The organism is Sphingobium sp. YR768 (assembly GCF_900111125.1).
Taxonomy (GTDB): Bacteria; Pseudomonadota; Alphaproteobacteria; order Sphingomonadales; family Sphingomonadaceae; genus Sphingobium.
Genome location: NZ_FOGE01000015.1, coordinates 107,751 through 131,298 on the forward strand (window position 1 = coordinate 107,751; position 23,548 = coordinate 131,298).

The 23,548-nt window shown below is 64.2% G+C and carries 24 protein-coding genes; 9 read left to right on the plus strand and 15 right to left on the minus strand.

The genetic code is table 11. From position 1 onward, the window contains the following. Positions 1-7 precede the first annotated feature (7 nt). The 3 genes from cobS to BMX92_RS16860 form a co-directional block, all read right to left on the minus strand. The gene (cobS, locus tag BMX92_RS16850) at positions 8-1,015 is read right to left on the minus strand and encodes a cobaltochelatase subunit CobS (protein ID WP_093018584.1); all 1,008 of its coding nucleotides are present in this window, start codon (positions 1,013-1,015) and stop codon (positions 8-10) included. An 86-nt stretch (positions 1,016-1,101) separates the two neighbouring features. Beyond that, entirely contained in the window at positions 1,102-2,394 is a 1,293-nt protein-coding gene (locus tag BMX92_RS16855) for an Hsp70 family protein (protein ID WP_093018586.1), read from the minus strand. Between the two features lie 227 nt (positions 2,395-2,621). Beyond that, a complete protein-coding gene (locus tag BMX92_RS16860; RefSeq protein WP_093018588.1) occupies positions 2,622-3,239 on the minus strand; it encodes a DnaJ domain-containing protein in 618 nt (205 codons plus the stop codon). 45 nt (positions 3,240-3,284) lie between these two features. On the opposite strand from BMX92_RS16860, the gene BMX92_RS16865 reads away from it, so the two are divergent. Together BMX92_RS16865 and BMX92_RS16870 are read left to right on the plus strand one after the other, a co-directional pair. Next, entirely contained in the window at positions 3,285-3,572 is a 288-nt protein-coding gene (locus BMX92_RS16865) for a BolA family protein (RefSeq protein ID WP_093018669.1), read from the plus strand. Next, on the plus strand, positions 3,572-4,477 hold the full coding sequence (locus BMX92_RS16870) for a pirin family protein (protein WP_093018590.1): 906 nt from the start codon (positions 3,572-3,574) through the stop codon (positions 4,475-4,477). The genes BMX92_RS16865 and BMX92_RS16870 overlap by 1 nt, the downstream gene beginning before the upstream one ends. 9 nt (positions 4,478-4,486) lie before the next feature. On the opposite strand, the gene BMX92_RS16875 is transcribed toward BMX92_RS16870, so the two are convergent. Then, complete coding sequence (locus tag BMX92_RS16875) at positions 4,487-5,329, minus strand: zinc-ribbon domain-containing protein (protein ID WP_093018593.1); 843 nt, start codon at positions 5,327-5,329, stop codon at positions 4,487-4,489. Positions 5,330-5,495: 166 nt separating this feature from the next. Between BMX92_RS16875 and ftsE the strand changes: the two genes are divergently transcribed. Genes ftsE through BMX92_RS16895 form a run of 4 tightly spaced genes read left to right on the plus strand, consistent with a single transcriptional unit; the run spans position 5,496 to position 8,336 of the window. After that, positions 5,496-6,206: a cell division ATP-binding protein FtsE gene (ftsE, locus tag BMX92_RS16880; RefSeq protein WP_093018595.1), complete on the plus strand. Its 711-nt coding sequence runs from the start codon at positions 5,496-5,498 to the stop codon at positions 6,204-6,206. After that, positions 6,206-7,111 carry a cell division protein FtsX gene (locus BMX92_RS16885; RefSeq protein ID WP_093018672.1) on the plus strand — a complete coding sequence of 302 codons (906 nt, stop codon included), beginning with the start codon at positions 6,206-6,208 and terminating at the stop codon, positions 7,109-7,111. Before ftsE ends, BMX92_RS16885 begins: the two co-directional genes overlap by 1 nt. Next, positions 7,108-7,638: a YdcF family protein gene (locus BMX92_RS16890; protein WP_093018597.1), complete on the plus strand. Its 531-nt coding sequence runs from the start codon at positions 7,108-7,110 to the stop codon at positions 7,636-7,638. The genes BMX92_RS16885 and BMX92_RS16890 overlap by 4 nt, the downstream gene beginning before the upstream one ends. Positions 7,639-7,649: 11 nt before the next feature. Continuing rightward, on the plus strand, positions 7,650-8,336 hold the full coding sequence (locus BMX92_RS16895) for a lysophospholipid acyltransferase family protein (RefSeq protein WP_093018599.1): 687 nt from the start codon (positions 7,650-7,652) through the stop codon (positions 8,334-8,336). Positions 8,337-8,339: 3 nt separating this feature from the next. Here BMX92_RS16895 and BMX92_RS16900 read toward each other — a convergent pair whose 3' ends face one another. From BMX92_RS16900 to BMX92_RS16915, 4 genes are all read right to left on the minus strand, one after another. Next, on the minus strand, positions 8,340-9,245 hold the full coding sequence (locus tag BMX92_RS16900; RefSeq protein WP_093018601.1) for a prephenate/arogenate dehydrogenase family protein: 906 nt from the start codon (positions 9,243-9,245) through the stop codon (positions 8,340-8,342). A 4-nt stretch (positions 9,246-9,249) separates the two neighbouring features. Continuing rightward, entirely contained in the window at positions 9,250-10,359 is a 1,110-nt protein-coding gene (hisC, locus tag BMX92_RS16905) for a histidinol-phosphate transaminase (RefSeq protein ID WP_093018603.1), read from the minus strand. A 78-nt stretch (positions 10,360-10,437) separates the two neighbouring features. Further along, a complete protein-coding gene (locus BMX92_RS16910; RefSeq protein ID WP_093018674.1) occupies positions 10,438-10,806 on the minus strand; it encodes a YciI family protein in 369 nt (122 codons plus the stop codon). Between the two features lie 106 nt (positions 10,807-10,912). Continuing rightward, entirely contained in the window at positions 10,913-11,647 is a 735-nt protein-coding gene (locus BMX92_RS16915; RefSeq protein WP_093018676.1) for a Crp/Fnr family transcriptional regulator, read from the minus strand. Between the two features lie 207 nt (positions 11,648-11,854). Between BMX92_RS16915 and murA the strand changes: the two genes are divergently transcribed. Both murA and BMX92_RS16925 read left to right on the plus strand, forming a co-directional pair. Further along, on the plus strand, positions 11,855-13,138 hold the full coding sequence (gene murA / locus BMX92_RS16920; RefSeq protein ID WP_093018606.1) for a UDP-N-acetylglucosamine 1-carboxyvinyltransferase: 1,284 nt from the start codon (positions 11,855-11,857) through the stop codon (positions 13,136-13,138). Positions 13,139-13,146: 8 nt separating this feature from the next. Further along, positions 13,147-14,673 carry a PAS domain-containing protein gene (locus BMX92_RS16925; RefSeq protein ID WP_093018608.1) on the plus strand — a complete coding sequence of 509 codons (1,527 nt, stop codon included), beginning with the start codon at positions 13,147-13,149 and terminating at the stop codon, positions 14,671-14,673. Here BMX92_RS16925 and BMX92_RS16930 read toward each other — a convergent pair. The 7 genes from BMX92_RS16930 to BMX92_RS16960 form a co-directional block, all read right to left on the minus strand. Further along, positions 14,621-15,055, minus strand: a complete 435-nt coding sequence (locus tag BMX92_RS16930) for a response regulator (protein WP_093018610.1) — start codon at positions 15,053-15,055, stop codon at positions 14,621-14,623. The genes BMX92_RS16925 and BMX92_RS16930 overlap by 53 nt on opposite strands. 98 nt (positions 15,056-15,153) lie before the next feature. Then, positions 15,154-15,372: a DUF2188 domain-containing protein gene (locus BMX92_RS16935; RefSeq protein ID WP_093018612.1), complete on the minus strand. Its 219-nt coding sequence runs from the start codon at positions 15,370-15,372 to the stop codon at positions 15,154-15,156. 114 nt (positions 15,373-15,486) lie between these two features. Then, complete coding sequence (locus tag BMX92_RS16940) at positions 15,487-16,206, minus strand: winged helix-turn-helix domain-containing protein (RefSeq protein ID WP_093018615.1); 720 nt, start codon at positions 16,204-16,206, stop codon at positions 15,487-15,489. Further along, positions 16,172-17,161 (minus strand): sulfotransferase, encoded by a 990-nt coding sequence (locus tag BMX92_RS16945; RefSeq protein ID WP_093018617.1) that lies wholly within the window; start codon positions 17,159-17,161, stop codon positions 16,172-16,174. Before BMX92_RS16945 ends, BMX92_RS16940 begins: the two co-directional genes overlap by 35 nt. After that, positions 17,161-18,318: a glycosyltransferase family 4 protein gene (locus BMX92_RS16950; RefSeq protein ID WP_093018678.1), complete on the minus strand. Its 1,158-nt coding sequence runs from the start codon at positions 18,316-18,318 to the stop codon at positions 17,161-17,163. Before BMX92_RS16950 ends, BMX92_RS16945 begins: the two co-directional genes overlap by 1 nt. Continuing rightward, positions 18,311-19,546, minus strand: a complete 1,236-nt coding sequence (locus BMX92_RS16955; RefSeq protein WP_093018619.1) for a glycosyl transferase — start codon at positions 19,544-19,546, stop codon at positions 18,311-18,313. The genes BMX92_RS16950 and BMX92_RS16955 overlap by 8 nt, the downstream gene beginning before the upstream one ends. Positions 19,547-20,320: 774 nt before the next feature. Beyond that, complete coding sequence (locus tag BMX92_RS16960) at positions 20,321-22,180, minus strand: CHASE3 domain-containing protein (RefSeq protein WP_093018621.1); 1,860 nt, start codon at positions 22,178-22,180, stop codon at positions 20,321-20,323. A gap of 137 nt (positions 22,181-22,317) precedes the next feature. Between BMX92_RS16960 and BMX92_RS16965 the strand changes: the two genes are divergently transcribed. Further along, complete coding sequence (locus BMX92_RS16965) at positions 22,318-23,457, plus strand: FAD-dependent oxidoreductase (RefSeq protein WP_093018623.1); 1,140 nt, start codon at positions 22,318-22,320, stop codon at positions 23,455-23,457. Positions 23,458-23,548: the final 91 nt, after the last annotated feature.

Consider the following 23,548-nt stretch of genomic DNA (forward strand, 5'->3'; position numbering starts at 1 on the left):
CGCGCGCTCAGCTCGCCCGGCTCGCCACGCTTTCGGGCAGATCCTTCCCGAACACGCGCTGATAATATTCGGCGACCAGCGCCCGTTCCGCCTCATCGCATTTGTTGAGGAAGGAGAGGCGGAAGGCGAAGCCGACATTCTTGAAGATCAGCGCATTCTGCGCCCAGCTGATCACGGTGCGCGGCGACATGACGGTCGAGATATCGCCGTTGATGAAGCCCTGCCGCGTCAGTTCGGCGACCTTGATCATATTCTCGACTTCCTTGCGGCCGCCTTCATGATCATATTCGCCGGACTTGGCCAGCACCACCTGCGCCTCGGTCGCGGCGGGCAGGTAATTCAGCGCCACCACCAGATTCCAGCGGTCCATCTGACCCTGGTTGATCTGCTGCGTGCCATGATAGAGGCCTGTCGTATCGCCCAGACCCACGGTGTTGGCGGTCGCGAACAGGCGGAAATGCGGGTTCGGGCGGATCACACGATTCTGGTCGAGCAGGGTCATCTTGCCGTCCGTTTCCAGCACGCGCTGGATCACGAACATCACGTCTGGCCGGCCGGCATCATATTCGTCGAACACCAGCGCGACCGGACGCTGCAACGCCCAGGGGAGCAGGCCTTCCTTGAACTGCGTCACCTGCTGGCCATCCTGCAACACGATGGCGTCGCGGCCGACCAGATCGATACGGCTGATATGCGCGTCGAGGTTGATGCGGATGCACGGCCATTTCAGCCGCGCGGCAATCTGTTCGATATGGCTCGACTTGCCGGTGCCATGATAGCCCTGCACCATGACACGGCGATTATAGGCAAAGCCTGCAAGAATCGCGAGAGTGGTGTCCGCATCGAAGACATAGGCAGGGTCGAGATCGGGCACACGTTCATCCGCCTGAGAAAAGGCCGGAATCTTCATGTCGACATCGATGCCGAAGACTTCGCGTGCGTCCACTTCGCGATCGGGCGCCTCCAGCAGCGTTTCGGCGCGGGTATCGGGCTGGACGTTGGAAATATCGGTCATCGGGTCGTCATCTTTCTGCGAGTCACTCGCGCCCTAACCCAAATTTGAAGGGCGTGTCGATAGAGTGGCGGCAGTTGCTGCGCGGATCAAGCCGCCCATTCCGCCAAATTGGCCTCCTCGCCAATCAGGGCCAGTCCATGGGCAATGGAGGTGAGTTCGCCACCGGTAGCGATGCGATCGTCGCCGAAACGTTGGCGGAAGATGCGCCGGATTGCCGGAATCAGTGACGATCCCCCGGTCAGGAATACCCGGTCGATAGTATCAGGCGTCACCCCGGCCTTGCTCAGCGCCCAGTCCACCGTCTCTTCGATTCGGGCGATGTCGGGTGCGATCCAGCTTTCGAAATCGGCGCGCGATACCGTCTGCTCGATATCGATCCCGCCGCCAGAAAAGCGGAAGCTGGCACTTTCCGCATCGGACAGGGCGCGTTTCAGGGCACCGACCGCGTCATAGAGCGGATAGCCCAGTTCCTTCTCGATGACCGTGATCATCCGTCCGATCGCGGCAGGATCGTTCGCCGCCTTTTGCAGCCGGGCCAGTTCGTCCATCGTCCGCCGGTTGCGCATCAGGGCAAGGCGCGACCAGTCGGCAAAATCGGCGAAATAGCTGCGCGGTATCTCCAATTGCTTGCCGAAACTCTCGTAACTGCTGCCCTTGCCCAGCATCGGCAGCACCAGATGATCGACGATGCGATAATCGAACCGGTCGCCGGCAAGGCCGATGCCGACCGATCCCAGCGGTACGCAACGCCGCGCCGCACCCGGCGCTTCGACCCGAACCAGCGAAAAGTCGCTGGTGCCGCCGCCAAAGTCCGCGACAAGGATGGTGGCCGCCTCGGTCAGCCGGCTGGCATAACTGAAGGCTGCGCCCAGCGGCTCATAGACATAATGCACCTCGCTGCCGAAGTCGGCGAACATCGCGTCATAGCGCTTTCGCGCCAGCGCCTCATCGGGCCGGGCGCCGGCATATTCGACCGGTCGGCCGACGACGATCCGTTCAGGCCGCCGGTCAAGTGTGCCGCCGGCATGATGGATCATCTTTCCCAAAAACAGCCGTCCCAGTTCCTCGAACCGAAATCGCTTCTCGAACACATTGGCCGTTTCGAAGATCGGGCTGGCAGCAACCGACTTGAACGACTGGAGGAACCGGCTGTCCTCGGGAAATTCCAGATATTCTGCGATCGCCCATGGCCCTGCCTCATGCGCCATGCCGCCTTTCACGTCGCTGTCATGCCAGAAGCAAAGCGCGGATCGGAACACTTCGCCCGTCGCCTGATTGCCCGCAAAGCTGACCAGTCGCGATTCTCCGCCATTCGCCAGCGCCGCCACACTGTTGGTCGTGCCGAAATCCAGCCCCAGCGCACGCGCGGTCTGTTGCATGATCCTATCTCCGGTCTGGAAGGGGCGGGCGCTATGGCAGCGTGACCGGTCCGGCGCAAGGGGATGGCCTGTCCTATCCTGGACTACCTTGGCAAAATGACGATCGCGCACCAGCCTGCCTGTGAGGCTCGCGCTGTGCTCTTTCTCATCGCAATCAAGGCAGAATTTTGTAAGAAAATTTCCGATATTTGCAGTAAAATGTCAAATTCAACGGGAAATATGCGAAGTTAAGCGAAAGCGGGAGCCTTGCGTAAATGGCCATAGGCTTCGATCACGGCCTGCAAGGCGCTTTCATAGCTGCGATCGCCGCCATTATGGTCCGGGTGATAGCGACGGAGCAATTCGGTGTAGCGGCTGCGCAGCGCCTTGCGATCAGCGTCGATCGACAATTCCATCGTCGACAGGGCCTTGCGATCCTCGTTCGACAGGAATTTGCCGTCCTGCCGCATCTGGTTGTCGGCCCGCGCCTTGGCCACCCGTTCGCGAAACTTCGCGCCGATCGCGTCGAGCGGGTCCTGGAAATCCGACCATTTGGGCGGCGGACTGGCGGCATTGGAGGAGAAAGCGCGCGTCTCCCGCTCCCAGCCGGCATAGGGGCGCTGCGCTGCGGCGATTTCCTCCGGGCTCATGCCGGTGAAGAAATTATAGCCCTGATTGAAGGCGCGGACATGATCCAGGCAGAACCAGCGCCAGCGTGGCCCTTCATGGTTCGATCGACCGCCTTCTTCTAGCGGCGCGCGAAATTCCCCCGGCTCGGGGCATCCGGGAACGGCGCAGGGGCGATCGCTTTCCACGCGGCCATGGAAACGGTTGAAACGGCGGGTCGAAAACGGGTCGGTGCTCAAGATTGTCCTGATGGCATGGCTGACAAAGCAGCCTATATAGGGGACATGACCACCGACCTCAAAGGCCCCGTTGCCACCGAAATCGAAGCGCGGCTGCGTGCCGCCCTGTCGCCCGCCCATCTCGCCGTCATCGACGACAGCGAGAAACATCGTGGCCATGCCGGCCATGACGGGTCGGGGGAAAGCCATTTCACGGTCGAGATCGTGGCCGATCGCTTCACAGGGCAAAGCCGCGTCGGGCGCCAGCGCCTCGTCAACGCCGCGCTCGCCGACCTGTTGCGTGACAAGGTGCACGCCCTCGCCATCAAGGCCCGCGCGCCTGAGGAAGCCTGATGACGCCGGACGACTTCATTATTCAGGCGATCACCCCGACCACCCATGATCTGGGCGATTTCAAGGTGCATCGCTCGCTGCCCGTGAAGGGGCGGACCATGGTCGGCCCGTTCATCTTCTTCGATCAGGCCGGGCCGGCGAAGATCGGGGCGGGGCAGGGGATCGACGTGCGGCCGCACCCGCATATCAACCTCGCCACCGTGACTTACATGTATGAAGGCAGCTTCCTTCACCGGGATTCGCTGGGCACCGAGCAGTTGATCGAGCCGGGCGCGGTCAATCTGATGACGGCCGGCAAGGGCATCGTCCATTCGGAGCGCTCGCCTGACGAGGATCGCGCGAAGCTGTCGAAACTCTCCGCGATCCAGACCTGGCTCGCCTTGCCTGACCGGTTCGAGGAGATGGACCCGGCCTTCGAGCATGTGAGCGAAGGCGGCCTGCCGGTGATCGAGGATGGCGCGGTGCGTGCGCGTGTCATCATGGGTTCGCTTTGGGGCGCGACGTCACCCGTCACCACCTATGCCCAGACCATCTACGCCGATATCCAGCTCGCACCAGGCAGCCGAATTCCCATCGATCCGTCGGCGGACGAACGGGCGCTCTATGTGTCGGGCGGGGACGCTGCACTTGATGGGCTGCTGCTGGCACCGCAGACCCTCTATGTCCTGCGTCCCGGCGTTTCCGCGACGTTGATGAGCGTCGATGGCGGCCGGGTCGTGCTATGCGGGGGAGAGGCCTTCACCTCGCCGCGCCATGTCTGGTGGAATTTCGTCGCCTCGACGCCGGAGCGGCTGATGCAGGCCCGCGAGGATTGGGACGCGATGCGCTTCCCGCTGATCCCCGGCGATGATCAGGAATTTATTCCGATTCCGCAAGGGCGGCCCAAGACGGTCAGTTACCCCTGACCGATCGGATCAGGGCACGAAGGTCAGTGAGAGATTTTCGGCGTTTTTCGGGATGTCGATCCGGCTTTCGTTGATCGACGCTTCCTCGCCGGGTTTCAGCCGACTCTTGTCCGCCTTGGTCGTCCAGCTGAACACCAGCCGGTTCTGCCGGTCGCGCAGTTGCACCAGCACCGGCGGCACCGGCAGCGTCTGCGCGCCGCTGTTTACGATGCGCGCGCCGAAGGCGAAATATTCCTCCCCGGTCGGCAGCTTGCGGCGTTCGGCCGGCTTCGACAGATAGAAGAGCAGGTCCGGATCGCCTTCTTCCGGGACGATGCCCATGGCGACCATCCAGCTGGGCGGGCCGAAATAATAGAGCGCGCCGCCCGCCGCCGCGACGAGCAGGAAGAAAGCCGCGGCCGCATAGGTCCACAATTTGATCGGATTGCGGCGCGGCTTGAACGGGGGCGCTGGCGCGAAATGGCTTTCCTGCACCGGATCGACCGGCGCACCGGCATAGATGTCGTCGAAGCGATTGTCGAACGGAGCGGCGCTGGCGGGGGGCGGCACGGCTTGTGCCTCTTCCTGTGCGTCCTCCGCCACGGGAGCCGCTTCGGCTTCAGGCGCGGGTGGCGTTACCGGGATATCCGCGACGGCAGGCGGTGCGGGAGGTGGCGGGGCCGGTGGCTGCACCGTTGGTGTGACGACGGGCGCGGCCGCGCTTATCGGCGCTTCTTCGCGCGGGGGCAGGACGGCCGGTTCCTGGAACCAGCTATGTTTGCAGGCCGCGCACCGGACCTGGCGGCCATTCTGGCCTACGGCGCTATCGGGCACGACATAGCGCGTCGCGCAATTGGGGCACACCAGGATCATTTCGCTTCATAGGCATGGCAGGGACTCGCGCGCAAGCGGCAACAATCCGACATGCGATGCAATGCGACTCGCCTGATCGCGCGGCGCGGGCTTTACGTCGCCCTGCCCGCTGTGCCATGGCGGTGGCTTCGGGACGCAGGGAGCGCAGAGGCGCCAGATTTCAGACATGTCGGCCATCGTCCAGTTCGAGAATGTTGGCCTGCGCTATGGTCTGGACAGTGAAACCCTGTCCGACGTCAGCTTTTCTCTTGCCAGCGGCGGCTTCTACTTCCTGACCGGCGCATCGGGTGCGGGCAAGACGTCGCTGCTCAAATTGCTGTATCTGGCGCAGCGGCCCAGTCGGGGCGTCATTCGCCTGTTCGACGAAGATGTGGTAACGTTGCCGCGCAAGCGATTGCCGGGCTTTCGCCGACGCATCGGCGTCGTCTTCCAGGATTTCCGCCTCGTCCCGCATCTGTCCGCTTATGACAATATCGCGCTGCCGCTGCGCGTCGCGGGCATGGAGGAAAGCGAGATCGACGCGCCGGTGGCGGAAATGCTCAATTGGGTGGGGCTGGGCGATCGCGGTGATGCGCGCCCGGCAACCTTGTCCGGCGGGGAGCAGCAGCGTGTCGCTATCGCCCGCGCCGTGATCGGTCGCCCCGAAATATTGGTGGCCGACGAACCGACCGGCAACGTCGACGCGGACATGGCCCGCCGCCTGATGACCCTGTTCGAAGCGCTCAACCGTCTTGGCACCACGATCGTCGTCGCCACCCATGACCTGCCACTGATCGCGCAGGTGAAGGGCGCGCAGATGATGAAGCTGGACAAGGGGCGGCTGGCCGATCCCACCGGCACACTCCGTTATCCGCCGCGCTCGCAGGAACGGCCATGATGACAGGCCATGCCAATCGGAAGGCTGCGGCTGCCGCGCGCAACCGCCTGCTGCCCGAAGGCCGGGTGGCCGGGCCGATGCCATGGATCATCGCGATCATGATGTTCCTGACCGTGCTGTCCGCCGCCGCCGGTCTTGGCCTGGGCGCAGCCGTCCGTTCCATGAGCGCCGACCTGGCCGGTCGGGCCAGCGTCCAGGTGGTGGAAGCCGATGCGGCGGCGCGCGATCGGCTTGCTGCCCGCACGTTGCAGGCGTTGCGTGGGGCGGATGGCGTTCGCGCAGCCGATCCGGTCGATCCGGCGTTGCTGGCCGACCAGTTGCGGCCATGGCTGGGCGATGCGGCGACCAGCGGCGACCTGCCGGTTCCGGCGCTGATCGACGTCATGCTGACGCCGGGGGATGCCGATGCGAATGTCGATCGTCTGCGTCGTCTGCTCGGTGGCCTGTCGTCCAAGCTGCGGATCGAACCGCATGCCGCGTTTCTGCTGCCTTTGGCGGGTTTGCTGGGTGCGCTCGGCTGGCTGGCCGGCGGGGTCGTCCTGCTGATGATCCTGGCCACCGGCGCAGTGGTCGTGCTGGCGGCGCGCGGCGCGCATGACAGCCATCGCACCACTATTGACGTGCTGCATCTGATGGGATCGACCGACGTGCAGATCGCGCGCCTGTTTCAGCGGCGCATAGGCCTCGATGCTTTTCTCGGCAGCGCATTGGGCTTCGCCTTCGCCATATTGGTGATCGTCCTGATCGGCTTGCGGCTGACGGCCATGGGGTCGGAATTGCTGGGGGCCGTCACGCTCGACACGCGCGGCTGGATCGTGCTGGCGTCGTTGCCGCTGCTGGGCGTTCTGCTGGCGACGCTGACCGCGCGCTGGACCGTGCTGCGAGCGCTGGGGCGATCGCTATGATCGTTCGCCTCTTCTCCGTGATTCTGCTCGGCTGGATGCTGGGTTTTGCCTGGTTCGCGATCTTTCTGCCCCAGCCGCTCGATGGGCGGCCGACCGATGCGATCGTCGTGCTGACCGGCGGGGCGGGGCGGATCGACCGGGGCCTGGCCCTGCTGGAGGATGGCGCGGCCAAGCGGATGCTGATTTCCGGCGTCGACCGGTCGGTCCGTCCGGTCGAACTGGCGGCGGAGTATAAGGCGCCGGAGCAATTGTTCAGTTGCTGCATCACGCTGGGCCGGGAGGCGATCGATACCCGTTCCAATGCGATCGAGACGGCGCGCTGGCTGGAGCGGCGCGATTATAAGACCGTGCGACTGATCACCACCGACTGGCATATGCGGCGTTCCGCGCTGGAACTGCGTCAGGCGCTGCCCGCCCGCGTCACGTTGGTCTATGATGCGGTGCCCAGCCGTCCCAGCCTCACCATGTTGCTGCGCGAATATAATAAATATCTGCTGCGGCGGGTCGCCGCGCTGATCGGTATTTGAAGACAGGTCCTATGCTCACTGCCTTGCGTTCCCTCATTTTCATGGCGCTCTTCTACAGCGGGAGCTTGCTCTTCGTGCTGTGGGCGATGCTGTTCGGCTGGGTCACGCCGCTGACGGTGCAGCGCACCGCCACGGGCTGGAGCCGTTTCCATCGCGCCTGCGTCCAGTGGATATTGGGGCAGAAGATCGTGGTGGAGGGCGATCTGCCGATCGGCCCCTATCTCTATATCGTGAAGCATGAATCGATGTTCGAGACGATCGACATGCTCTGCCTGCTCGATCGGCCGGCGATCGGCGCGAAGCGGGAATTGTTCGATATCCCGCTCTGGGGCGGGATTGCCCGGCGTTACGGCTTGATCCCGATCGAGCGTACGGCGGGCGCCAGTGCGCTGCGTACCCTGCGGGCCGAAGCGCGGGATCGGATAGCGCAGGGGCGCCCCATTTGCCTCTTCCCGGAAGGGACGCGTGTTCCCCATGGAGAATCGCCGCCCTTGAAGGCCGGTTTCGCGGGGCTTTACGGCCTGCTCGGCCTGCCAGTGGTGCCGATCGCGATCGACAGCGGCCGGGTGTCGCCGCGCGGCAAATTCCTGAAGCGGGCGGGCGTGATCACTTACAAAGTTGGCGAAATGCTGCCCACCGGTCTTGATCGCAAGGAGGCGGAAATTCGCGTCCACGCCGCGATCAACGCTCTGAACTGAGGATCAGTGCGACCGGCCGAAGTCCGGCTTTGCGTCGTCCTGCCCCTGTTCGATGATCGACCGGCGGATCGCGCGGGTGCGGGTGAACAGGTTGAACAGCGCGTCGCCGTCATTCCAGCGGATCGCGCGCTGAAGCGCCGACAGATCCTCTGAAAAGCGCTGGAGCATTTCCAGCACCGCATCCTTGTTCGCCAGGAACACATCGCGCCACATGGTCGGGTCCGACGCGGCGATGCGGGTAAAGTCGCGGAAGCCGCCGGCCGAATATTTGATCACCTCGCTCTGGGTGACATTTTCCAGATCGCTGGCAGTGCCGACGATGGTGTAGGCGATCAGGTGCGGCAGATGGCTGGTCACCGCCAGCACCATGTCATGATGCGCGGGGTCCATCGTTTCGACATCGGCGCCGACGCGCCGCCATAGCTCGACCACCCGCTCGACCGCAACCGGATCGGCATCGGCAGGCGGGGTGACGATCGACCAGCGGCCCTTGAACAGAGTGGCGAAGCCGGCCTCCGGCCCGCTATTTTCCGTGCCCGCGACGGGATGGGCGGGGATGATCCTGCGGCCGGGCAGCGCGGCATTGAGCTGCGCCAGCACGTCCGCCTTGCAGGAGCCGACATCGCTGATGATCGCGTCTGTAGGCAGGTCATCGGCAATCTCCGCCGCCGCCGCGCCCATGGCGCGCACGGGAACGCACAGGATGACCAGATCGGCATCGGTCACGGACGCACCTGCCGTGTCGGTAATGTTGTCGCACAGGTCGATGCGCCGCGCGGTTTCCCGTACGGCGGGATCGGCGTCATGGCCGGTGACGCGCACGGTCGGCATCTCCGCCCGGATCGCGCGGGCGAGGGAGGAGCCGATCAGCCCCAGGCCGATGATGGTGACGCGGGCGAAAGGCAGCATGGCGTCAGGCCGACTCCGCCATGGCGCGCAGCTTGTTGGCGACCGCGCGGGTCTGCGCTTTGGTGCCGATAGTGATGCGCAGGCCGTTGGGCAGGCCCTGTCCGGGCAGCCAGCGGGTGGCATAGCCTTCGTCCCACAGGCCTTTCATCGCCGCTTCGGCGGTCAGCTTGCCGTTGAACAGGATCAGCAGAAAGTTGGTCTTGCTCGGCACGACGCGCAGGCCATGGTTGGACAGCGCGGCGATCTCGCCCGCCAGCCATTCGCGCCAGCGGGCATTGTGGGTGCGGCTCGATTCGACCCAGCCCGTATCGCCGATCGCCGCGATCGCCGCCGCTTGTCCCGCCGTCGTCACGTTGAACGGCGCGCGGATGCGATGGAGAATGTCGATCACATCGGCGCTGGCATAGCCCCAGCCGATGCGTTCGGCGGCCAGGCCGTAAATCTTGGAGAAGGTGCGGGTGACGAACACATTGGACGCGGTGCGTGCCAGTTCCAGCCCGCCATCATCCTCGTCCGCGTCCAGATATTCGGCATAGGCCTGATCCAGCACGAACAATATGTCGGGGCGCAGACCGGCGTGCAGGCGCGCAATTTCCTCGCGACTGGTCATGGTGCCGGTCGGATTATTGGGGTTGGCGAGGAAGACGACCTTCGTCTTCTCGGTCACGGCGGCGAGCAGGGCGTCCACATCGGTCGCATAATCGGCGTCCGGCGCCTCGACCGGGGTCGCGCCCACGCGACGGGCGGCGATGTCATAGACCGAAAAACCATAGCGCATGAACAATATTTCATCGCCCGGCCCGGCATAAGCGGAGGCGGCGATATGCAGCAGTTCGTCCGACCCGGTGCCATAGATGATCCGCGCGGGATCAAGGTCATGCGCCGCGCCGATCGCCTCGCGCAGCTTCGTTGCGCCGGGATCGGGATAGGTAGCGAGATCGGCGGTCGCCGCCACCAGCGCTGCGCGCGCGGCCGCGCCGGTGCCGAGCGGATTTTCATTGGCGGACAGCTTGATCAGCGGACGACCATCGTCGGTCGCGGCCTTGCCCGGCACATAGGCATGAATGCCGAGAATCCAGTCCTTGGGTGCGGGTTTTGTAGCTGTCTCTGTCATGGGGCGCGGCTTTAGCGGCTTTGGCGGCAAAGGCAAAGCCGCTGGATGAAGCGTCCATAATGACGAGGGCGCTACGCCTCAGCCAAGGTCGTCCAGATCATGGAGCGGACGGATTTCGATGATGCTGGGGCCGGGCATGGGGTTGGGGCAGCGCTTCACCCAGGCGACCGCTTCGTCCATATCCTTGACCTCCCATAGCCAGAAGCCGGCGACCAGTTCATTCGGCTGGGGGAAGGGGCCATCGATGACGGTGCGGGTCGCGCCATCGAAGGCGACGCGCTTGCCCCGCGCGGATTCGGTCAGGCCATCGGCCATGATGAGGATGCCGGCATCCTGAAGCGCGTCGTTGAACCGGCCCATCGCCTCCATCATGGCGTCCGTTTCCGGCGATCGCTGGAAGCCCTTTTCGCTTTCCTCGGTCGCCTTCACCAATATCATCACCCGCATCATTGCCTCCTCGCCGGGGTTTGGGCCGACGGTGGAAATCTTGGACAATCGGCGTGCCGACGCAAATGCTTTTCGACAGGGGAAGAGGCCCTGTAAGCTACGTGCCTCAGCCGATCGGCAGCCAGTCCAGATCCATATCCTTATGCCGGTTGGTATAATGGCCGATTTCCTCCAGCCGTCCCATTTCCTTCAGCGTGATGCGGCCATTGGACCGGCTGATCAGGCCTTCCTGCTCCATCTGCCGGATCATGCGGTTCACATGAACGGACGTCAGGCCGATGGAATCGCCGATTTCCTCCTGCGTCAGCTTCAGGTCGAAACTGTCGATGATGCTGTCGTCGGTGACGCGCAGCCGGTCGAACATGTCGAGCAGGAAGGAAGCGACCCGCGCCTTGGCCGATGTGCGGCCCAGTGCAGCCAGACGGTCCGTCATCGAGACCCGTTCGGCATTGGACAGCAGAAAGAGCAGGGCGGCGACCCGCGGATATTCTTCCAGCAGTCGACGTAGCGCATGTTTGTCGAACGGACAGATGATCGCGTCCGACAATGCGATAAGCGACTCCGGCGCCTTGCTGTAGATCGTGCTGGCCGACCCGATGAAGTCGCCGGGGAAGTAGACACGCAATATCTGTCGGCTGCCATCGGGCAGGATGACGAAACTCATCACCCGACCTTCGCGCAGGACGAACAATTCCGTTACGGTTTCGTTGACGCGCTGGATCATGGCGCCGCGCTTCACCTTGCGCGGATTTTCCTCAAGCCGGGCCAACGCTTCCTTTTCCGCTTCCGACAGCGGCACTTGCTTGGCCAATCTTGTCGCGAAACAGCTATTTGCCACCAAGAACACCTTTTTCCGAAATTGTCGTTACGATGGCAGAACGCCTGATCTGCCTTTTGGCTGCATTTTCAGAATCTGCACTAAACTCGATCAAGGGATGCTGCCGCTTTGCAAATATGTTGCATGCCGTGCCGCCGCGGCGATTAACTATGCCAGATGGCCGTCGAGCCGCCTTGCACGGCGCGCGGGAGACGTTATGAACGCTGTCCAATGGACCGTATTCATATCCGCGGCGGCAAAGCGCTTTCCGGCCGCCTTCCCATCTCCGGCGCGAAGAACGCCGCCCTGACGCTGCTGCCTTGCGCGTTGCTGACTGACGAGCCGGTGACGCTGCGCAACCTGCCGCGTCTGGCCGATGTCGACAGTTTCGGTCATCTGCTGAATCAGCTTGGTGTGTCGACCATGATCGAGGGCGCAAGGCCCGAGGATTTCGGCCGCGTCATGACGATGCGGGCGGGCCGCGTGACCTCGACCGAGGCGCCCTATGACATCGTACGCAAGATGCGCGCCTCCATCCTGGTGCTGGGGCCCTTGCTGGCCCGTGCGGGCGAAGCGCGCGTGTCGCTGCCTGGCGGCTGCGCCATCGGCAATCGCCCGATCGACCTGCATCTGAAAGCGCTGGAAGCCTTTGGCGCGATCATCGAAATCGCGGCCGGCTATGTCCGTGCCAGCCTGCCCGACGGCGGTTTGCCCGGCGGTCTCTATACTTTCCCGGTCGTGTCGGTCGGTGCGACGGAAAATGCGCTGATGGCGGCCTCGCTCGCAAAGGGCACCTGCATCCTTGAAAATGCCGCACGCGAACCGGAAATCGTTGATCTGTGCAACCTTCTGGTCGCCATGGGCGCGGAGATCGAGGGCATCGGCAGTTCGCGTCTGGTGATCCATGGCAAGGACCGGCTGCACGGCGCGACCTATCGCGTCATGCCCGACCGGATCGAGGCGGGCAGCTATGCCTGCGCCGCCGCGATCACGGGTGGTTCGCTCGACCTGATCGGCGCCAATGCCGAGGACATGCAGGCGATCCTGTCTGCCCTGCGTGATGCGGGCGTGCAGGTGGACGTGCATAAGGACGGCATTCGTGTCGCCTCCGATGGCAAGCTCAAGCCCCTGACCCTGTCGACCGCGCCCTTCCCGGCTTTCCCGACCGACATGCAGGCGCAGTTCATGGCGATGCTGACGCTGGCCGATGGCGCGTCGGTGCTGACCGAGACGATCTTCGAGAACCGCTACATGCATGTGCCCGAACTGGCGCGCATGGGTGCCGATATCGCCGTCAATGGCCGCACGGCGATCGTGCGCGGTGTCGACCGGCTGGTCGGCGCGCCGGTGATGGCGACCGACCTGCGCGCATCGATGAGCCTGATCCTGGCGGGTCTGGCGGCCGAAGGCGAAACCCAGGTCAACCGCGTCTATCATCTGGATCGCGGCTATGAACGGCTGGAGGAAAAGCTCTCCGCCGTTGGCGCCGATATCGAGCGGGTCAGCGATGGCTGAGCGGCGTGATGGCTGAAGGGCGGGGGCTGGCAACCGATCGGGCCGCGCTGCTGGCGCTCTATGAGCTCGACGCCGGGGGATTCCGCACGCTCGACGATATTACCGCTTTTGCGGCGCAATTATGCGATGCGCCGATCGCCCTTGTCAGCATCGTGGAGGATGTGCGCCAGCGCTTTCTGGCGCGCACCGGGCTGGATGCGGAGGAGACGCCGCGCGATGTCTCCTTCTGTGCGCTGGCGATGCTGGGCGATGCGATTTTCGTCGTGCCCGATGCCACGCAGGACGCGCGCTTTGCCGACAATGCGCTGGTCACGGGAGCGCCGCATATCCGCTTTTATGCCGGTGCGCCGCTGACGGATGCGGATGGCGAACCTCTGGGCGCGCTTTGCATCATCGATACGCAGCCGCGCGCGGACCTGACCCCGCTCCAGCGGCAGGGGCTGACGCTGCTGGCGCGGCAGGTGATGGTCGAACTGGAAGGGCGGCGTCGCGATCGCGAGACGATCCTTCAGCAGCGGCAGGATGCGGCGGCGGTGGCCGACAGCGATCGCATGTTCCGCACGCTGGCCGACGCCATGCCGCAGATGGTCTGGTCTACGCTGCCGGACGGCTATCATGATTATTATAATGCCCGCTGGTACGAATATACCGGCGTACCGGCCGGATCGACCGATGGAGCGGCGTGGAACGGGATGTTCCATGTCGATGATCAGGCCCGCGCGTGGGACAAGTGGCGCCAAAGCCTGAAGAGCGGCGATCCCTATGAGATCGAATATCGGCTGCGGCATCATAGCGGCGAGTATCGCTGGACGCTGGGTCGCGCGCTGCCGATCCGCGATGTCGATGGCCATATCGTCCGCTGGATCGGCACCTGCACCGATATCCACGAACAAAGGCTGATGATGGAAGAGCGCGAGATGATCGCGCATGAACTGTCGCACCGGATCAAGAATATCTTTTCGGTCATTGCCGGGCTGATCGGCCTGTCGGCGCGTCAGCATCCCGAAATCGGCGATGTGGCGGAGGATCTGCGCGATCGCATATTGGCGCTGGGCCGGGCGCATGATTTCGTGCGTCCCCATAGCGCCGAATCCGCGCCGCAGGTCGGTCAGGGGCAGGGGCGGCTATGGGGTATTCTCGACCAGATATTTGCGCCCTATCGTAGCGGTCAGAAATCGCGCATCCTGCTGTCGGGTGACGATCCGCGGATCGACGATCGATCGGCAACGCCGCTGGCGCTATTGTTCCATGAACTGGCGACGAATGCGGCGAAATATGGCGGCCTGTCTACCGCCGAGGGCCGGATTCACGTCCATATCGTGCAGGAAGGCGCCGATGTGCGGATCGAATGGCAGGAAACGGGCGGTCCGACCGTGTCGCCATCCGGGGTGGCGGGCTTTGGCAGTCGTCTGATGACGCTTAGTGTCGAACGGCAACTGGGCGGCCGGATCGTGCGGGACTGGCAGCCGGACGGGCTGTGCCTCAGCCTCTGGATTCCATCCCGTTCCATGAGCCGGGCGGTGGGAAGGGCGTAAAGCCAGCGATTTCGGCGGCGAGAAGATCGGGTGCATCGGTGGCGGCAAGTTTCAGAGCAGCCGAAATGCTGTGGGCACGGAATGGCTTGGTGATGACACCAAGGGCCGCAATGGAAGCTTCGCCGATCTGAGCCGGGTTGGCGGTGACATAGATGACCTTGATGCCATGCTGGCTGGCCAATTCGATGCCGATCTGCGGCCCGGTCGGGCCATCACGCAGGTTCAGGTCGACAAGGGCGATGTCGCAATCGGCAGCGCTGGCAAGCGCGGCTTCCCGGTCAGCGGCGATGGCGCCGACATCGAATCCGGCATCCTCGACGATTTGCTCGATTTCCAGTGCGACGAAAATTTCGTCCTCTACGATCAGAACCTTCTTGCTCATTCCACAGCTCATCAAACTCGGTGAGAGATAAAACCGTGTGGCGGGTTAGGTTCCCTCTTTCGAGGAAAAAATGACAGCGTTCGACAGAATTGCCGGGTTCAGTCCTGAACGCTGGTCCATAATGTGTCGAAAGCCGTGCCCTTCATCAGCAGGACCGAAGCTGGATAGCCGGCCTCGCTTGCTTTTTTCGCCGTGTCCGTGGCGGTGTCGACCGCTTCCTGTTGTGTCGGGAAGGGGCCGTAATATTTATTGTTCAGATTGATCTTCCAGGCGCTTTCATGTTCCAGAACGATGTAGCGGGCATGGGGCAGGGGCATATGCGAAACCTTGATATCACCCGGCGCTGGCGGACGTCATGCCGGACGGAAAGATGATGCCGCTGGATGCCCTTCTCTTCGCCCATTGGTCAAGCGCCTGCGTCTTCTTCAGGGTCAGGCAGTCACATTGTGGACGAACATATAGCCTTCATTGCGGATAGTGCGGATGACCGGACCTTTCAGCCCGCTGACCGACAATTTGCGGCGCAGACGGCAGAGTTGCACGTCGATCGACCGATCGAAATGCTCGCTGGCCGATCCATAGACCTGATCGAGCAGGACGGCGCGATCCAGTATCTTGCGGGGGTGCTGAATGAAGACGCGCAATAGCTGAAATTCGCCGTCAGACAGCGAAATCGGCGCACCGACCGGATTGAAGAGTTGCCCGGTGGTCAGGTCGACACGCCAGCCTTCGAAAGAGGCGAAGGCACGGGCCGGGGTATCAATGCGCGATGCAGGTCCCTTGCGTCCACGCAGGGCGGCGCGAATGCGGGCCAGCAATTCGCGTGGATTAGCCGGTTTGCACAGGCAATCTTCCGCGCCCATTTCCAGTGCGGCGATCCGTTCCGCCTCGTTGCAGGCAGTCGAGTGGACGATGACCGGCAGGCTGCGCGCCACGGCCAGTTCCCGCAGCAGGGCGGGCGCTTCATCCGGCACGGCCAGCGTGTCCAGGATGACCAGTGCATAGTCATTCTGCGCCAGCCTCTCCCGCACCATGTGTGCGTTGAGGGCGGAATCGATCGCAAAGCCATAGGGCGCGAAATCATCGGCCAGGCTGGCCAGCAGGGTGGTGTCCTTATCAACGATAAGAAGGCGACTGTTGAGGCCCGTCATGCAGGTGAGGACGCTGCCGCCAGCGCAAAACCGTCTTATCTTCCTGATCGGCCCGCGCCTGCCACTGCAACCGGGCGGCCAGCAACTGTTCACTCGATGCGAAATGGGCGCGCAGGCGGCTGGCCAGACCCGCGTCAAGCAGGTCGTTGGTCGTCAGCGGGCGCCCGAAGCGGCCGCTGGTATTGGCTGCGCGCAACAGGCGGCGGCTGAGGCCGTACCAGCCGGGAATATGCACCAGCCAGCTCTTGTCCGCGACCGCGCGTCGGGTGAACAGGTTCAGGCCTCTGGCCAGCCACAGCAGCGAGCGGCTGAGCGAGGGATTGCGCCGGCCCCAGTCGACATGGGCGAGATCGACGTCCAGCCCGAAGCGGGCGGCATAGGCGGCGGCAAAACCGCGCGGATCGGCCCGAAAATCCTCATAGCGAAAGACATGGACCTGCCTGGGGCCGAACAGGGCGTCATAATGATTGATCAGGCGGATCGTGTCGAAATGATCGAGGCGGAAGCCGGGGGCCTCGTCCCGTTCCGGCGCGACGGGGCTCAGGCGATCGCGCCCGAACATATAGCGTCTCAGGCTGAAGGTGCCGCCGCCCTTTACATATTGCAGCCAGGCGGAAATGATGGCGGACAGCGGATCGCGGACGAAGATGACGATTTGCGCGTTGGGCAGGGTGCGCAGGATGCGGTCGGCGACATCCTTCGACAGATTGCCGGCCAGACCGCCATTATGCAGCCCGCCGCTCAGATTCTCCTCGCACAGGATCATGGTGTCGGGCGATTCACCAAGTCGTGCGCGCGCTTGCGCCGGATCGAAATGCAGCGCGCCCGCGTCGAGGAAGGCGCCGCGCGCGATCGCGCGGGGGATGTAGCGGCGATTGCGGACGGCGGGATAGAAGCTGTCCTGAAACCAGGTGGTGCCCGTCTTGTGATAGCCGATATGGACGATCGGTCCCATCAGGCAGCCTCCGCCAGGGAAGCGGGGGGCGGGCTGGCAGTTTCGCCTTCGCCCAGCGACAGGCTGCAATGCCGGTCCCAGGACAGGCTTTCCGCCGCCCATTGGCGTGCCCGGTCGCCCAGACGGCGGCAGAGCGCCGGATCAGCGACCAGCATGTCGATCGCCGCCTGAATCGCCTCGACCGAACGGCCATCCACGACAAGGCCGGTGACGCCGTCACGAACCAGTTCGGACGGGCCGCCATCCTGTCCGACGATGCACACCAGGCCCTGCGCCATGGCATCGGCAATGGACAGGCCGAAGCCTTCGATTTCCGCGCCATCCTCCAGCGCGATCTGAGGGTGGAGGAAGATGTCGGCGCCGGCATAGGCGGCGGCCAGTTCCGCGTCGGAGGCATAGCCCGCCATCGTCACCACGCCATCCAGCCCGCAATGGCGGATGGTTTCGCGCACCCGCACGGAATCGACGCCGCGCCCGACGATGACATGGCGCAGGCGCGCGCCCGTCTGCACGCAACCGGCAATGGCGCGGACGGCGGCCGAGACATTCTTGCGGGCGACAAGGCGGCAGACGGTGAGCAGTTGCGCGCCGCTATTGCCGCGCGCGAAGGCCGTGGCGGGGCGTTCGGCCGGCATCACCACGCCATTCCAGGCGGTGACGGTGCGGCTGGCAAGATCGGGCAGGCGCTCTAGCAACAGCGCGCGGGTCACGTCGCTGACGGCGACGATGCGGCGCGCCCGCTTCAACGTCAGGCGCAACAGCGCGAAGGCGATGCCGCGCGGGCGCCCGACTTCCCGGCCATGGATGGTCACGACCAGCGGACGGGGAAAGAGCAAGGCGGGCAGCGCCGCGCGCCAGGTGCAGGCATGAATCAGCTCGGGCCGCTCACCCTTGGCCCAGGCGGAGAGCATGGCCCGGAACAGGCGCCAATAGACGGTCAGCATCGACGCCTCTCCGACGTCGATCAGGCGGATGCCGCCATCCTGCACGCGGCGCGGCCCGGCCGAGCTTTTGGCGAAGATGGTGACGCGCCGCCCCTGCATCGCATAAGCGCGACCGACTTCGCGGGCATAGGTCTGCACCCCGCCTTCATCGGGTTCATAGACGCGCGCGACCAGCCAGATATGAGAGAGTGCAAGGGCGGGTGTTTCAGCCATGGGCGAACTCCAGATGCGGAAGGCCTTCGACATGGGGCCGGGAGGATGGGGCGGTGCGGGCCAGGAATGCGGCCACGGCCTGCGCGGCGCGAGCGCCGGCGCGATCCAGGGTGGGATCGAACGTATGGGCGACGCCCTGATATTGCGCGGCTTCGTAGCTGGCATGATCGGCGATGGCGCGGGCGGCTGCATCGACAATGCCGTCCGCCGTCTCCAGCACCGGGCCGTAGCGCCAGTGGCCGTAGCTGCGGTCTTCCTGCCAGTCGGCGCGGTGGCTGTTCAGAAACAGGCAGGGGCGCGGGCGGGCGAGATATTCGTAAATCTGGCTGCTGACATCGCCCAGATAGAGCGAGGCCATATGGACATAGCGCATGTCGACGCTGGCCCGGCTGCCCAGATCGATATGAACATGGGGCAGGTCCGCAAAGGGGGCCAGCCGGCTTTCCATCGCCGCCCTTTTGCGGCGATTGTCGAAGAGGCGGATGTGCGGCGCGACGATCAGGTTGAAACGGTCGTCCTGCGCGAACTGGCGGATGATATCCTCCCCCATCGACGCCCAGGAGGAGAGGCTGGTCGAAAAATGCGGATTGTAGAGGATGGTCGGCCGTTCCTGCGGGAACAGCTGCTGCCGTTCGCCATGGCGGCGTGTCAGGTCGAACTTGCTGTACCCTGCGATGGCATAATGGCCTTCGCGGATCAGCCCTTCCTCCAGCATCCGGCGCCGCTGCTTTTCGCCGGCGAGCAGGACGAAATCGAACTGGGCGATGCGCCGGTCATAGCCGACCGCCCGGTCGCCCGCGCCATGGCAGGTGTGGATGAAGCGGGTCTGCGACAGGCCCAGTCGCTTGAGCAGCAGCGAGGTGCGTTCCGGCACCACGATGGCGTCATAGTGGCGCAGCGATCGGCGGGCGGCGAGCAGGGCAGCGATCTTGGGCGGGGCCGATCCGCCAGTGACGGCGGACAGCGCGTCGAGCCAGCGGCCGCCACAGCGCAGGAAGCGGACCGGGCCTGCGCCGCGGGTGGTGGCGATGTCGCGGGCGAGCGCGAGATGCTCTTCGGTCGCGGCCATGACGTCGATCGCGAAGCCGGGATCGCGCGACAGTTCGATCGCCATCGGCAAGGCGTGGAATATCTGGTGAATCTGCGCGTTGAAGAAAAAGCACAGCCGTTGCGGCCGGAATTGGGCGACGGGCGCGGTTTCGCTGTGGACGAGCCACGGGCGTCCCATATGTTTCTCCGTTGGTGCAGACCCGAACGGAGAAAATGCCCGGCGATTATCGCCGGGGGATTTCAGAGTGCGTCAGTGCGCAAGGCGCTTGTAACAAAACGGCTACGGAATGGGCAGGTCGCGCAATAAAGCGACTTTTGGCTGGTTTTTGGTCCCACGGTTCGATGGTGTGATCGTTTTGCAGGAATGGGAGGGAGCGACATGGCAGGTACGTCACGGGGCGCCACGACCACGCACGTCGTCAGAGCAGCAATATGGCGATAGCGCGGGCTTCGCTCGCGACGCTGAGGCCAGAATTGGGGATCAACCCCAAGATGATGGCGAAGTGGCGTTAGAGACCGTTTGAAAAATGCGCCAAAGGCGCATTCCCAAACAGACTCTAAGCGGGCTACGGTCGAGGACCTTAAGACCAGACTGAAGGCCCCGTATCGAGGGAGGCTAGCCCACGCGCCAACGCATCAAGCGCTATCCGTCGGCTTCCATCACATCGATATCGCCCGTTGGCTCAAGACATTCAGCGGCCTCACGCCTTACGAATATATCGCAAAGAACTGAACTTCACAGCCGGACCGGATCCATCGTCAACCCGATACACCAAATGCCGCGACCGAATAGCTAGAGTGAGATGAGATTGGTTTGATCCACGCCGTCATTGCTTCGCTGCGCTCGCAATGACGACTCAATGTGAAGTCATCCCGCTCTAGCTCTTTCGTCGCCAAGGCTCCATATCCTTCAGAAGGGGAAGGCTGAATTAATCGCTGCTTTCCGCCACCCTTACGCCACCCCATCCAGCACCTGCCGCACCTTCGTCGCCAACTGGTCGAAGGTGAAAGGCTTGGCGAGGAAGGCGACGCCGGGGTCCAGCATGCCGTTATGGACGATCGCGTTGCGGGTATAGCCGGTGGTGTACAGTATCTTCAGCCCCGGCCGCTCCGCGCTCGCCCGGTCTGCCAGGATGCGGCCGTTGATGCCGGGCATGACGATATCGGTGAACAGCATGTCGATGCGCGGCTGGATCGCCAGCATTTCCAGCGCCTGCTCGCCGTCGGACGCCTGCACCACGGTATAGCCCAGCTCGCGCAGCGAATCGACCGACATGTGGCGCACCCGGTCCTCATCCTCGACCACCAGGATGATCTCCTCGCCCTGTGCGCGGGGCAGGCTGTCGGTGGCGGGCGCGGCATAGCCCTGTGCGGCGTCCGCCCCATAATGGCGCGGCAGATAGATTTTGATGATCGTGCCTTCGCCCGGCTCGGAATAGATTTTCACATGGCCGCGCGATTGCTTGACGAAGCCGAACACCTGGCTCAGGCCCAGCCCCGTGCCCTTACCCACACCCTTGGTGGTGAAGAAGGGGTCGAAGGCGCGCTCCACCACATGGGGCGGCATGCCGGTGCCAGTGTCCGTCACCGACACCATGATATATTGGCCCGGCGCTACCTCGTCATGGGTGGCGGCATAGCTGTCGTCCAGATGCGCGTTCGCCGTCTCGATCGTCAGCCGCCCGCCGCCGGGCATGGCGTCGCGCGCATTGACGCACAGGTTCAGGATTGCGCTTTCCAGCTGGTTGGCGTCGATGCTGGCGCGCCACAGGCCGCCAGCCAGCACGGATTCCACCCGCATATCCTCGCCAATGGTCCGGCGCAGCAGTTCGGACATACCACCGACCAGCTTGTTGACGTCGGTCGGCTGCGGGTCGAGCGGTTGCTGACGCGAAAAGGCGAGCAGGCGGGACGTCAGCTGCGCAGCACGCTGTGCGCCCTCGGTCGCATTGTCGATGCCCTTCATCACGCGCGGATCGCCATCCTCGCCCAGCCGCCGCCGCGCCATGTCCAGCGATCCGATGACGATCGCCAGCATATTGTTGAAATCATGGGCGATGCCGCCGGTCAGCTGGCCGATGGATTCCATCTTCTGCACCTGCCGCAACTGCGCCTGCGCCGCCTCGCGCTCCTCCCCTTCGGCGATCAATTGCGCATGGGCGGCGCTCAGCGCCTCGCGGCTTTCCACCGCCTCGCTCACCCGGCGCTGGGCATTGCGCAGCGCCATCAGCCCCAGGATGATGACCAGCGCGGCGCTCAGCGCCAGCCCGGCGGTCACCATGATGCTCATCCGGCTGGCGGCGATGGAGCGATCGCGCAGCAACTGCTCCTCGCGCGCCTTCATATGGGCGACATGAGCGCGGATGCGCGCGGTCATGGCCAGACCGGGCAGGAAGGCCTGTTCAGGCAACGACCGGCCTTCGCGCCGCCGCTCGATCGCGGTCTGGAGCATGCCGACCCGCTGTTCGATCATCGCGCCCAGCGCGTCGACCGCTTTCATCTGTTCGACATTGTCCTGCACGTCGCTGCGCAGGCTGCCCCATTCGTCGCGCCAGTGCGCGCGGAAATCCTGATAGGGGTCCAGAAAATCCTCGCGCTTGGTCAGGATGAAACCCCGCTGGCTGCTTTCCGCCGCCAGCACGCGCGCCAGCAGCATCGACAGCCGGTTTTCGACCCGCAGCGTATGGTTGACCCAGGTGATTTCCGCCTGTTGCCCGCGATAGAGCCAGAAAGTGCCGCTCACCGCCGTCACCACGACGATCAGGGCCAGCAGCAGGATGATGATGGATCGTTCGGGGCGCAGGGCGGGCATGGCGTAACTCATGTTGCATTCACCATGGCAGGGCAACCCCTGCTGCGCCGTACCGCAGTGGATTTGTCCTTTGCCTTCTGGCGGTTGGACGGATCATATTCGTTGGGCTTTAAAGCAGATTACAGGGAGGGCGGAACATGGACAGAAGGACATTTCTGGGCAGGGCGGCAGGCGGTGCCGGCGTTCTCACTCTGGCATCGGCGGCACGCGGCGCCTTCGATCCGCTGGCTGGTCTGGAGCCGGTGCGCGCTACGCCTGACCGCATCTTCCGCACGACAGTCTGCCTGCGTCCCTTCCGCGCCGCCGGCCCCCGGATCGAGGTGGAGCAGGTCGGCCGCAAGCGCGTCGTGCATAATTATGGCCATGGCGGCAGTGGCTGGTCCCTGAGCTGGGGTTCGGCGGAGCGGGCCGTCGCGCTGGCGCTGGCCGACGGGGTGCGCGACATCGCGGTGATCGGCGCGGGCGCGCTCGGCCTCACCGCCGCGCTCACCGCCCAGCGCGCGGGCGCAAAAGTCACCATCTACACCAAGGAGCAATTTCCCTTCGTCCGTTCCGCCCGCGCCACCGGCACCTGGTCGCCGGACAGCCGCGTGGCGATGGAAGGATCTGTCGACGCCGGCTTCGCCGACCGGTGGGAGGGGATGGCCCGCACCTCCTTCACCTATTTCCAGTCCATGCTCGGCATGGCCGGCGATCCTGTCGAATGGACCGATCGCTACATGCTGTCCGACAGTGCCGACGCCCAGCGTCATCCGCCCTTAACCGATGGAAAGCCAGGCTTCCTGCGCCTCGAATCCCGTCTGGCCGACATCACGCCGCGCAGCGTCGACTTGACGCCTGGCAGCCATCCCTTTCGCCCGGCCTTCGCCCGGCGCAGCTCTTCGCTGACCTTCAACGTCGCTGACCTGATGCATCATCTGACCAGCGATTTCCTGATCGCGGGCGGCCATATCGTCCCGATGGAATTTCAAGCGCCCGGTGACGTCACCCGGCTGAAGCAATCCTCGATCATCCATTGCACCGGCTATGGCGCCCGGTCGCTGTGGCGCGACGAAAGCATCGTCCCGGTGCGCGGCCAGATCGCCTGGCTGATCCCCCAGCCCGGCGTCACCTATGGCGTCTATTATCAGGGCCTGTCGATGCTGGCCCGGCGCGACGGCATCGTCGTGCAGCCGACCGGGCAGGACGAATGGTTCGGCTATGGCGACGCCAATGAGGAACTGGACCGCGCGGCGGCCGAAGCAGCCGTCCGGCAACTCGCGACCTTCTGGGCTTAGCGCGTAGACTCATTATGCGGCGCACCAGATTCGAACGCAGATAAGTTTGATTGCGGCGAGGAAATTGGCTGGATCCTTGTCGTAGCGGGTG